This window comes from Roseomonas sp. AR75 (assembly GCF_005222815.1).
GTDB lineage: Bacteria > Pseudomonadota > Alphaproteobacteria > Acetobacterales > Acetobacteraceae > Falsiroseomonas.
On record NZ_STGB01000002.1, the window covers coordinates 562,261 to 573,527 of the forward strand.

12 protein-coding genes are annotated in these 11,267 nt (G+C 71.8%); 4 read left to right on the forward strand and 8 right to left on the reverse strand.

The window, feature by feature from the left end; translation table 11 throughout:
• Nucleotides 1–5 precede the first annotated feature (5 nt).
• From E4T13_RS10620 to E4T13_RS10650, 8 genes are all read right to left on the reverse strand, one after another.
• Nucleotides 6–2,933, reverse strand: coding sequence for a formate dehydrogenase subunit alpha (locus E4T13_RS10620; protein ID WP_137178235.1), 2,928 nt, complete (start codon nt 2,931–2,933; stop codon nt 6–8).
• A 19-nt stretch (nt 2,934–2,952) separates the two neighbouring features.
• Nucleotides 2,953–3,177, reverse strand: coding sequence for a twin-arginine translocation signal domain-containing protein (locus E4T13_RS10625; RefSeq protein WP_170984922.1), 225 nt, complete (start codon nt 3,175–3,177; stop codon nt 2,953–2,955).
• Between the two features lie 32 nt (nt 3,178–3,209).
• Complete coding sequence (locus tag E4T13_RS10630) at nt 3,210–3,803, reverse strand: molecular chaperone (RefSeq protein ID WP_137178237.1); 594 nt, start codon at nt 3,801–3,803, stop codon at nt 3,210–3,212.
• Nucleotides 3,804–3,935: 132 nt separating this feature from the next.
• The gene (locus E4T13_RS29845) at nt 3,936–4,601 is read right to left on the reverse strand and encodes a DUF3306 domain-containing protein (protein WP_170984923.1); all 666 of its coding nucleotides are present in this window, start codon (nt 4,599–4,601) and stop codon (nt 3,936–3,938) included.
• Nucleotides 4,598–5,107, reverse strand: a complete 510-nt coding sequence (locus E4T13_RS29850) for a DUF3305 domain-containing protein (RefSeq protein WP_170984924.1) — start codon at nt 5,105–5,107, stop codon at nt 4,598–4,600. Before E4T13_RS29850 ends, E4T13_RS29845 begins: the two co-directional genes overlap by 4 nt.
• Nucleotides 5,104–6,165, reverse strand: coding sequence for a DUF6352 family protein (locus E4T13_RS10640; RefSeq protein ID WP_137178239.1), 1,062 nt, complete (start codon nt 6,163–6,165; stop codon nt 5,104–5,106). The genes E4T13_RS29850 and E4T13_RS10640 overlap by 4 nt, the downstream gene beginning before the upstream one ends.
• A complete protein-coding gene (locus E4T13_RS10645) occupies nt 6,162–6,731 on the reverse strand; it encodes a DUF6505 family protein (protein WP_137178240.1) in 570 nt (189 codons plus the stop codon). The genes E4T13_RS10640 and E4T13_RS10645 overlap by 4 nt, the downstream gene beginning before the upstream one ends.
• The gene (locus tag E4T13_RS10650) at nt 6,728–7,471 is read right to left on the reverse strand and encodes a biotin/lipoate--protein ligase family protein (RefSeq protein WP_240791074.1); all 744 of its coding nucleotides are present in this window, start codon (nt 7,469–7,471) and stop codon (nt 6,728–6,730) included. The genes E4T13_RS10645 and E4T13_RS10650 overlap by 4 nt, the downstream gene beginning before the upstream one ends.
• A gap of 75 nt (nt 7,472–7,546) precedes the next feature.
• On the opposite strand from E4T13_RS10650, the gene E4T13_RS10655 reads away from it, so the two are divergent.
• The 4 genes from E4T13_RS10655 to E4T13_RS10670 all read left to right on the forward strand — a co-directional run bounded on the left by E4T13_RS10655 (nt 7,547) and on the right by E4T13_RS10670 (nt 11,267).
• Complete coding sequence (locus E4T13_RS10655; protein ID WP_206030134.1) at nt 7,547–9,580, forward strand: 4Fe-4S dicluster domain-containing protein; 2,034 nt, start codon at nt 7,547–7,549, stop codon at nt 9,578–9,580.
• Between the two features lie 73 nt (nt 9,581–9,653).
• Complete coding sequence (locus E4T13_RS10660) at nt 9,654–10,631, forward strand: tripartite tricarboxylate transporter substrate binding protein (protein WP_170984925.1); 978 nt, start codon at nt 9,654–9,656, stop codon at nt 10,629–10,631.
• Nucleotides 10,632–10,698: 67 nt separating this feature from the next.
• On the forward strand, nt 10,699–10,941 hold the full coding sequence (locus E4T13_RS10665) for a type II toxin-antitoxin system CcdA family antitoxin (RefSeq protein WP_137178242.1): 243 nt from the start codon (nt 10,699–10,701) through the stop codon (nt 10,939–10,941).
• The gene (locus E4T13_RS10670; protein WP_137178243.1) at nt 10,941–11,267 is read left to right on the forward strand and encodes a CcdB family protein; all 327 of its coding nucleotides are present in this window, start codon (nt 10,941–10,943) and stop codon (nt 11,265–11,267) included. Before E4T13_RS10665 ends, E4T13_RS10670 begins: the two co-directional genes overlap by 1 nt.

The following is an 11,267-nucleotide window of genomic DNA, read 5'->3' on the forward strand; positions in this document are numbered from 1 at the left end:
TCCCCTTACGCCGCGCGGATCTGGCAGAGGGTGACCTTCGTTTCCTGCATGAAGGTCACCGGATCGTAGCCATAGGTCGTGACGGTGTTGACGGATTCGCCGAGCACGATCGGGTCCGTGCCCTGCGGATAGTTGCCGCGCTGGTCGACGCCCTGGAAGAAGCCGGCGAAGTGGAAGGGCATGAAGGCCACGCCCTTCGCCACGCGCTCCGTCACCAGGGCGCGCACGCGCGCCTTGGCGTCGTTCTCCGGGCCGCTGACCCAGACCCACTGGCCTTCGCGGATGTTCCGCTCGGCCGCATCGGACGGGTTGATCTCGACGAACATGTATTGCTGCAGCTCGGCGAGCCACTTGTTCGACCGCGTCTCCTCGCCGCCACCCTCGTATTCCACCAGGCGTCCGGAGGTGAGGATGATCGGGAAGTTCGGCGCCACCTGACGGGAGCGGTTCTGCACCGTCACGCCAAGCTGCGGCATGCGGAAGGCGCGGCGGTCGGCCAGCGTCGGATACTGCGCCAGCAGGTCGAGTCGCGGCGTGTAGATCGGCTCGCGATGCACCGGGATCGGGTCGGGCAGGTTCCAGGCATTCGCCCGGGCCTTGCCGTTGCCGAAGGGGATGCAGCCATGCGCGATCGCCACGCGCTGGATGCCGCCCGAGAGATCGGTCGCCCAGGAGAAGGTGCCGCCGTTCGCTTCGATCCAGCCCTTCTCCTCCGCGGTCAGATCGTCGTACCAGCCGAGCCGCTTGAGCACCGCGGTGGTGAATTCCGGATAGCCGTCCTCGATCGCCGAGCCCTTCGACCAGGACCCCTGCGCCAGCAGCGTCTCGCCGTTGCGCTCCACGCCGAAGCGGGCGCGGAAGGTGCCGCCGCCATCCTTCACTTCGAGATTGGTGTTGTAGAGCACATGCGTGCCGGGATGGCGCATCTCCGGCTTGCCCCAGCAGGGCCAGGGCAGGCCGTAGAAGTCGCCGCGGATCTCCTCCGGGGCGTCCGCGGCGGCGCGCAGCGTCACCAGATCGAACTTGTCCTGGTGCGCCATGTGCGCCTTCAGCCGCTCCGGCGACTGGCCGCAATAGCCGGTGCTCCAGCCGCCGAGGTTGATCTCGCGCAGCACGCTCTCGGGCGTCGGCTGGTTGCCCTGCATCTCGAAGGTCTTGAACATGTCCGCGGTGAAGCGGATCTCCATGTTCCGCTTCTCTGCCGCGGCGTCGAGCGCCTTGGAGAGAAGGTACATCGCCTCGAGGTCGTTCTTCGATTCGAAGATCGGGTCGACGACCTTGTAGCCCCATTGCAGCGAGCGGTTGGACGCCGTGCGGCTGCCGTCCATCTCGAAGCTGGTGCAGATCGGCAGGAGGTAGGTGCCGTCCTTGCGTTCCGACAGCGCGGAGAAGGTGGTGGGATGCGGGTCGGCCACGACCAGCAGCTCCAGCTTCTCCATGCCCTTCGCGGCTTCCGGCATGCGGGTGACGGTGTTGCCGCCATGCCCGAAGACGATCATGCCCTTCACGTTGTCGGGCTGCTGCACCTGGTCCTTCGGCAGCAGCACCGCGTCGAACCAGCGCGTGGAGGGGATGCCCGGGCCTTCCATGAACTGCTTGTTCACGAAGCGCGCCAGCATGCTCTCGTAGGAGACGTTCCAGACGCGCGACCAGTGCTTCCAGGCGCTGTCGGCCAGCCCGTAGTAGAGCGGCAGCGTGCCGACATCGAGGCCGAGGTCGGTCGCGCCCTGCACATTGGTGTGGCCGCGGAAGATGTTCGCACCGTTGCCGTTGCCGCCCACATTGCCGGTGGCCAGCAGCAGGATGCAGAAGGCGCGCACATTGGCGGTGCCGACGGTGTGCTGCGTCGCGCCCATGCACCAGATCAGCGTGGAGGGCTTCTGGGTCGCGAACATCTGCGCGACCTTCTTGAGCTGCTCGCCCGGCACGCCGGTGACGCGCTCCACCTCGGCCGGGTTCCACTTCGCGACCTCGCGCCGGACATCGTCCATGCCGTAGACGCGCTGCTGGATGAACGCCTTGTCCTCCCAGCCATTCTCGAAGATGTGCCACAGCATGCCCCAGATCACCGGGATGTCGGTGCCGGGACGCAGGCGGACATATTCGGTGGCGTGGGCCGCGGTGCGGGTGAAGCGCGGATCGATGACGATCATGTTCGCGCGGTTGATTTCCTTGCCGCTCAGCACGTGCTGCAGGCTGACCGGATGCGCTTCCGCCGGGTTGCCGCCCATGATGATCATGGTCTTGGCGTTGCGGATGTCGTTGTAGGAATTGGTCTGGGCGCCGTAGCCCCAGGTGTTCGCCACGCCCGCGACGGTGGTGGAGTGGCAGATGCGCGCCTGGTGGTCCACCGAGTTGGTGCCCCAGAAGGCGCCGAACTTGCGGAACAGGTAGGCCGCCTCGTTGGTGAACTTGGCGCTGCCGAGCCAGTAGACGCTCTCCGGCCCCGATGCGGCGCGGATCGCCATCATCTTGTCCGCGATCTCGGTCATCGCGACGTCCCAGCCGATCCGCTGCCACTGCCCGCCGACCAGCTTCATCGGATACTTCAGGCGCCGGTCGCCATGCACCAGCTCGCGCACCGCCGCACCCTTGCAGCAATGCGTGCCGCGGTTGATCGGGCTCGCCCAGCTCGGCTCCTGGCCGACCCAGACGCCGTTCTGCACTTCGGCGGTCACGGTGCAGCCGACCGAGCAATGGGTGCAGATGTTCTTGATCGTCTGCACCGGCTTCGCATGGTCGATCACGCCCATCGCGGCGCCGGCGGCCTTCGCGCGGGTCGGCGCAAGACTGCCGATGGCGGCGAGGCCCGCACCGGCGAAGCCGGCCTGGCGGAGGAAGGCGCGGCGGTCGAGGCCGCCGGAGGAGAGTCCCTGATAGGCAGCGGCCAGCCGCTGCCTGGCGGCCTTGCCTTCGGAGCGCTTGATCAGCATCGGCGATGTCTCCCGGCGCTCAGTATTCGTAGCGGTTGGTGCGATAGAAGGCCTGCACGTCGGCCGCGTTGGGCCGGTAGCGCGCGGCGAGGCGATGCGATTCGTCCTCCTTGCGCGCCTCGGCCGCGGGAACGCTGTCCGCGCGCTGGGCCAGCGCCGGCGCCGCGGCCGCCGCGGCCGTGCCCAGGCCGAGCGCCTTCAGGAAGCCGCGCCGCACCGACTTCTCCTCCCCATTCGCAGCCATGGTCCCAGCTCCCCTTTGTTCGGGTTGATGCCTCATGCCGGCAGGTCGGCCGCCGCCGCCTCCAGCTCGACCGCGATCCGACCGAGCCGGCCGACCGCGCGATAGAAATGCGCCCCGTCCGCCTTCTCCAGGTCGGCGAAGAGCCGGCCGGCCCAGGGGCGGATGTGGCGGGCGAAGAAGGGCTGCGCGTCCTCCGGGCCGGCGGCGAAGGCGCCGACGATCAGCCCGGCATGGGTCTCGCAGAGGAAGGCGATGTGGTCCTCGGGGTCCGACACGCCCTCGGCGCGTTCGATGCCGAGCCGCCTGAGGTCGCCGCGCAGGTCGGCCAGCGGCCGCTCATGCAGGAAGCCGGTCAGGTAGTAGGAGGCGTAGGGCAGGATCTCGCCGCGGCCGACCCCGATGAACAGGTCGAAATACTCGCGCTCGACCGCGTCCGGCGTGGTCGCGGCGGCGGTGGCGAGCGCCGCATAGGCCTCGCCCAGCTCGCCGGGTACGCCACGCAGCAGGCGCAGCCGGGCCAGCAACGCGGCATCCGGCGCGCTGCCCATGAGGCGGCCGAGCAGCGCGAAGAGCCTGCCGCGCTCCGCGTCCAGCTGGTCGTGGGTGGTCGAATCCGTTCCCTGCATTCCGCCCGCCTCGTGGGGACGCCGCGGTTCCGTCTCACGCGTCAACGAAGCGCCTCCCCTTGGGATGCAGGCAACAGCACCCGGTGCAATTTCGCAAGGCTTTGTGCCCGGCAATAAGTGGAATTATCCGGTTCATGCTGGCAGGGCCGAGCCGTGGCGCCGCCGCGGCGGCGGCGCGGACCCGGCCAGGGCGGCGTCCGGCGGCACGCCCGGGCCCGGCATGGCGCCCACGGCAGCATCGAACGCGGCCGGCGCCTCGGCGATCGCGGGGGCAGGCTCGGCCTCCGGCGCAGGGGACGCCGGGTCCGCCGGGTCCGCCCCAGGCCCCGCCTCGTCCGGCTCGGCCTTGCCGATCGCCTGGGCCAGCAGCTTGCGCGCCTCGCCCACCAGTTCGTCGGCGAAGCCCGGCGGCAGGCCGCCCGGGGTGTTGAAGTCCCATTGGTAGTCCGCCGTCTCGATGAAGTCGCGGATCGAGGGATCGAGGCTCCACATCCGCCGCAGCGCCGCACCGCGCAGCGCGGCCGGGACGCCGGGGCGGAGGAACGGGGAGAAGTCGCTCTCCGGCGTCAGGCTCTCGATCGGCGGCAGGCTGGCCGGGTCGATGGCGGGCAGGTTCGGGATCGGGCAGGAAGCGCGCTCCGGCACGGGCGGCGGTTCGGCGGCCGGCGCCAGCCCCGGCTCGGCCTGGGCCTCCTTCGCCTCCGTGCTCCCGGCCTCGGACCCATCGCGCTTGCGGCGCGACCAGCGGGCCCAGAAGCCTTCCCCGTCCGCCTCGGTTCCGCGCTCCGCGCCGCTCACGCCCCGCCGCCTTCGCCGGGGCCGCGGCGGGCGAGCGCCTGGGGGTCGGCGCGGTCGCGCTTGCGCTTGTGGAACTGGCGTTCCTTGTGATGCGCCGCGACAAAGGATTCGGCGGCGGCGCGCAGGCCGGGCGGCATGGGCAGCGCCTCCAGCAGGTCGTCGCCGGCATCGGCATAGAGATGCGCCTCGCCCGGATCGACCGTGACCGTCTGCAGCATCACCCCAGGCGCCGATTCGGCCGGGCGCAGCGTGACCCAGACCAGGGGCTCGGCGGCTTCCAGATTGTGCTTGTAGTTCTCGGTGTCGGTCGGATGCAGGGCAACCTCCGACACGCCGGCGAAGAACAGGGCGCGGCCATCCTCCTCGCGCAGCAGCGTCCAGGGCGGCACGGGCGGCGCTTCCTCCAGCACCTGCACGGCGCGCCAGACTTCCGCCACCCATTGCGTCACGCCAGGCCGGCGCTCGGCAAGGACCGCAACCGGGATGCGCAGGCTGTCGGGCGTCATGCGCCGGCCTCGCGCGGCAGCAGCGGCAGGCCGGCCATCAGGTTCTGCGGCTTCATCCGCAGCTTCTGCGCCCCATCCATCGCCAGCGCCAGATACACCGGCCGCCCCGCCACCTGCGGCAGAACGCGGGAGGCATCGGCGAAGTCCAGCACGCCGAGCCACAGGATGCGCGCCAGCCTGGCCTGCGCCACTTCCCGCCCGTTCCAGAGATCGTTTGCGATGGCGGTCGCCTCGGTGTCGAGGCCGACATGCCAGGTCCAGTTCGCATCCTCGATCACCGGGACCGGCCGGATCGTCACGGCCTCGCCCAGCATGTGGCGGATGAAGACCTCCAGCGCGCGGCCGAGCGCCTTCTGGCCCGCGCTGTCCTGCACGATGTCGAGCGCCAGGTCGTGCGCGTCGGAGCGGGCGAAGTAGCCGGGCGCGTTGGCCTCGGTCAGGACGTCGATCTCGATCTCGCGCGGCGCCGCGCCCGCCTCGACCAGCAGGTTGCCGAGCGGGCCGAGATCGCCCGCGGCGGCTTTCATCTCCAGCACCTCCTCGTCGGCGAGCAGGGTGGAGCCCTGGTGGATGCCGGCGCGCTGCGGGCGGAACAGGCATTCGGCGGCGCGCAGCACGAAGGGATCGCCTTCGCCCTCCATCGCCGACCGGACGACGAGATGCGTCAGCATCTGCAGGAAGAGCGGCGGGATGCCGGCCACGCCCTGTTCGTAGAGCCGCAGCCACGCCGCTTCGAGGTTGGGCGCCGCCGCCACGCGATCGCGAAACGAAAGAAAAACCTGCCAGTTCTCGCGGGCGTCGGGGTCGGCCAGGGCGGCGATCTCCGCCGCCGGCACGGCGCGCAGCGGGTCGGCGAGCAGGGCCGCGTGCAGCGCGCGTTCCGCCGCGCAGGCCTCGTCCGGCGGCACCAACTCGGGCCGGGCGCAGAAGGCGCGCCAGAGATCGGGCGTGGCGTGGATGCGCCCGTCCTCGCCCAGGTCGCAGAGATGATGGCCGCAGGCGACCCAGAAATCGCCGGGAGCGAGCGCGGGATGGTGATGGTGGTGCGGGTGCGTCATGGGCGGGCGGGCCCCTTGCCCGCTGGCAAGGCCTGGCCAAGCGCGCGGAGGTCGGGCTGCTCGGACGGCTCCTCCTCGCCTTCCACCACGGCCATGCCGAACACGGGCAGGCGATCGAAGGCGGCGTGCGGCGTGTCGCGGCGGTGCAGGGTGCGGAAGCGCTCGCGCTGCGCGCCCTCCTCGATGCTGCGGGTCAGGGCCAGGATCGTGCCTGGCTCGTGGTCGCAGAGGCTTTCGGCGAAGGCGATCTCCTCCTCCGCCGCGGCGCGGGCGGCCGCGTCGTCGGGCGCGCCATGTGCCGCGCGCAGATGCGCGGCCAGCGCCGAAACGGCGGCCTCGCGCTCGGCGGCGCCGGCCTCGGCCACCTCCACAAGGGTGGACCAGCCGAAGCTCGCCAGACCCAGGAACCCGCCGCGGAAGGCCTGGCGGCGGCGGCCGGACATGGCCGCAGGGTCCTCGTCCCAGAAGGCAAAGCCGCCGGGCACCGCCCATTCGCCGGGCTCGGCCGCGGGCTCGTAGATCAGCGTGTCAGAGGAATCGAGGCGCAGGGTGCGAGGCAGCTTCATGCCAGCGCCTCCCGCAGCACCGTACGGCGCCGCACGCCCTCGCGCTCCGTGACCAGGTCGCCGGTGGCGGGGTCGAGGCCATGCCGCCCGGCCGCCTGGTCCATTTGCAGCCGCGCGAGGTAGCGCTCGGCAAGACGCGTAAAGCCCCCGGTCGGGCCGCCGCGCTGCCATTCCGCCAGGTTGGCCATCAGGTGCCGCGCCCAGGCGGCGGTGAGTTCCCGCGCCGAGGCGTGCTCCGTATCCCAGCCCTCCTCGGCCAGCGCGGTCTGGTGGACGCCATGGCCGGGCTCCCAGCCATGCGGGAAGGCGAGCCGCGCCTCCACCCCCACCACAATCCAGTCCGGCACCGCATCCTCGGCGCAGCCTTCCGGCCAGGCGAGGCGCGCGCCGCCGACCTCGCCAGTATTCACCAGCAACCGCGCCGGCCAGGCGATCTGCATGGGGATCTCGGGCGGCCCGAAGGCGCCGAGCGCATCGGCCAGGGCGGAGACGGCGACGAACAGCGCGGGGCGGGCGGCGGCCAGCGGCAATTCCGGCTCCAGCACCACAGCCGCCTCCATCCGGGCGGCGGAGCGGACCCAGGCGAGCGTGCCGGCGCCATGCTCCGGCGCCAGCGCCACGGCGCGCGCGAGCGCATCCCCGGCCTCGCGCAGCGGCACCACGGGCGTGAAGACGGAGGGCAGCTCCGACAGGTCGGTGCTTGCGGATACGGCCGGAATGCTCCCTTCCCTCCCTCGCAACGGCGCGACAGCGGCGATATATGCGCCGGGAATGACCCAGCCTAGGGGTCGGGAACAGGGACGCGCCAAGCCCGCATGACCGTTTTCGTCTGCAGCTGCGAGGACACGATGCCGCTCGACCGCCGCGCAATCGGGCGCGGCTGCGGCGGCGAGGGCAACCTGCGCGATGCCGAGCAGCTCTGCCTGGCGCAACTCGACCGGTTCCAGGCGGCTCTCGCCGAGGGCAGGCCGATCACCGTCGCCTGCACCGCGCAGGCGCCACTGTTCCGGCAGGAGGCGGAGGCGGCCGGCTTCGCCGAGGCGCTGGACTTCGTGAACATCCGGGAGACCGCCGGCTGGTCCGACGAGGCGAAGGCGGCCGGGCCGAAGATGGCCGCGCTGATCGCCGCCGCCGCGGTGGAGATGCCCGCCGTGCCGCTGGTGCCGCTGGCGAGCGAGGGCGTGACCCTGGTGCTGGGCCGCGACGCCGTGGCGCTCGAGGCCGCGCGGACCCTGGCGGATGTGCTCGACATCACCGTGCTGCTGACCGGCGCCGAGGCGGTGGAGCCGCTGCGCGCCGCGGAGTTTCCCGTGGCGCGGGGCGTGGCGCGTGCCGCTACCGGCTGGCTCGGCGCTTTCGAGGTGACGGTGGATGGCTATGCGATGCCGCGTCCCTCCTCCCGCGCCGCCTATGCATGGGGGCCGCACCGCGACGGCGCGGCCAGCCGGTGCGACGTGATCTTGGACCTGACGGGCGGCGTGCCGCTGTTCCCGACGCATGAGCTGCGCCAGGGCTATCTGCGCGCCGACCCGGCCGATGGAACCGCGGTGGCACGCGCGGTCGCCGCGGCGCGGGAGCTGGTCGGCGCCTTCGACAAGCCGCGCTTCGTGAACTTCGACGCTTCGCTCTGCGCGCACAGCCGCAATCGCCGCACCGGCTGCACACGCTGCCTCGACCTGTGTCCCACCGGCGCGATCACGCCGGGCAAGGATTCGGTGGTGATCTCCGCCGAGATCTGCGCCGGCTGCGGCGCCTGCGCGGCGGTCTGTCCCACAGGCGCCGCCAACTACGCGCTGCCGCCGGCCCAGGCGATGCTGCAGCGGCTGCGCACGCTGCTGCTCACCTTCCGCGAAGCCGGAGGCGAGGCGCCGCTGGTCCTGGTGCATGACGAGGCCGGCGAGGCGATGATCGAGGCGCTGGCACGGCACGGCGACGGCCTGCCCGCGCGCGTGCTGCCGCTGCGGGTGAACGAGGTGTCGCAGCTCGACCTCGGCTTCCTGCTCTCTGCCTTCGCTTGGGGCGCCGCGCAGCTTCGCCTGCTGATGAAGGCGAAGCGCGCGCATGGCACGGAGGGCGTGTTCCGCAACCTCGACTACGCGACGCATGTCCTGGCGGGGCTCGGCATTGCCGATCACGGCGCGGCGCGGGCCGCGGCGATCGAGACCGACGATCCCTTCACCCTGGGCGAGGCGCTGCGCGCCGTCCCGCGCCGTGGCCTGCCCTTCCCGCCTTCGACGCATCTGGCCCTCGGCGCGCCGCGGGAGATGCTGCGCCAGGCGGCGCGCGCCCTGGCCGAGGGCGCGCAGAAGCGCGAAGGCGTGATCGCCATGCCCGCGCTGGCCCCCTTCGGCGAGGCGCGGGTGGAGGTGGCGGGCTGCACGCTCTGCGTCGCCTGCACCAGCGTCTGCCCGACCGGCGCCTTCAGCGCCAATCCGGAGCGGCCGCAGCTCAGCTTCCTGGAGGATGCCTGCGTGCAATGCGGCCTCTGCGCCGCGACCTGCCCGGAGAAGGTGATCTCGCTGGTGCCGCGGCTGAACCTGGCGCCCGAGGCGGCGCAGCCGCGCGTGGTGAAGGAGGAAGACCCCTTCTGCTGCGAGCGATGCGCCAAGCCCTTCGGGGTGCGCAGCCAGATCGAGCGCGTGACGCAGAAGCTGCAGGCCCAGGGCCATTGGATGTTTGCCGACCCCGCGCGGCTGCGCGTGCTGCGGCTCTGCGAGGATTGCCGCGTCTTCGAGGCGACCGACGGTGGCCTCGACCCCTATGCCGGACCGCCTCGCCCCATTGCGAAGACCAGCGAGGACTACCTGCGCGAGGCGGAGCGGGCGAAGCGCCAGGCCGAGGAAGGCTGAGAAAGGCATCGCGGCGGTTCCCTTTCGCCGCGACCTCCCGCAGGCTGCCAGCCGCAACGCCAGGAGCCAGCTCATGACCCGCCTCACCCGCCGCGCCGCGCTGGCCGGTCTTTCCGCAATTCCGCTGATGCGCCCGGCGGTGGCGCAGGGCCCCTGGGCGCCCACGCGGCCGGTGCGGCTGCTGGTGGGATTCCCGCCGGGCGGCGGCGCGGATATCCTCGGGCGGCGCCTGGCGGAGAACCTGGCGCCGGCGCTCGGCCAGCCCGTGGTGGTGGAGAACCGGCCCGGCGCCGGCGCGCAGATCGCGGTGGACGCGGTTGCCAAGGCGCAGCCGGACGGGACGGTGATCGGTCTTTCGCCGCTCGGGCCGCTGACCGTGAACGCCTTCCTGCGGCCGGGGCAGCTGCCCTACGACCCCGCCACCGACTTCACCATGCTCGCGCATGTCTGGGACCAGCCGAACCTGCTGGTCGGCTCGCTGAACGTGCCGGATGGCTGGCCCGCCTTCCTGCCCTGGCTGAAGGCGCGGCCGGAGGAGCCCTTCGCCTCGGTCGGGCCCGGCACCTCCAACCACCTGACGGGCGAGCTGCTGTCGCGCGCGCTCGGGCTGAAGCTGCAGCACGTGCCCTATCGCGGCACGCCGGCGGCGCTGACGGACATCCTGGCCGGCCGCATCAACCTGTTCGTGGACAACGTGCAGGGCTCTATGGCGCTGGCGAAGGACGGCAAGGTCCGGGCGCTCGCCGTCACCACGGAACGCCGCGTGGAGGTGCTGCCGGAGGTGCCGAGCATGGCGGAGCTCGGCCTGCCCGACGTGACCGTCTCCTCCTGGCAGGTGGTGATCGGCCCGGCGCGGCTGCCGCCGCCGGTCGCCGCGCGCCTGGCCGCGGAGCTCGACAGGGTGATCCGCGCACCGGAGACGGTGCGCTGGATGGCCTCGATCGGCGCGCAGGCCGCGGGCGGCGGGCAGGCGGCAGCGGAGGCGATGGTGGCGCGCGAACGCGAGCGTTGGGGCCGGGTGATTCCCGCGATGAACCTGCGGCTCGACTGAGCGACAAGCGGCACTGCTTGGTGCGGCCGGGGCGCGGGCCTATCTTCGGCGGCGTGGAGGATCGCGGATGAACGCGCCGTTCGGGCCGAAGCGCCGCCTCGAGATCGAACTGGACGAAGAGCTTGCCGCTCGCGCAGAGGCGCTCGGCGTCAACATCTCTCGCGTGGCCGCCGACGCCGTCGCGGCGCGCGTCGCGGAGACCACTCCGTCGCTTCAGGAGCGGCGTGACCGAGCCGAGGCCCACGCCAGGTTCAGCAAGGCGTTCATCGAACGCTATGGCGGCTGGGGTGACGAGTTCTCGACGCTCTGATGGCGCAGTTCGACGTGCATCGGAATCCGGGCCGCGCGACGCGCGAAGTTCCGTATGTCGTCGTCCTGCAATCCGCTTGGTTCGACAGTCACCCGCGACGCCTCGTGGCGCCCTTGCTGCTCGTGAGCGCCGGCAGAACACTTGGCCTTGCCACGCACATGCCGCAGTTCGAGATCGAAGGTCACGCCGTGCTGCTCGACCCTCTTCAATGCCAGCCGGTGCCACGCACACAGCTCGGCGCCCCCGTCGCATCGCTCGCGGATGATGAGAGCGCGTCCCGCATCATCGCCGCGATGGATGAAGTCCTCACTCGCGTTTACGGCTGA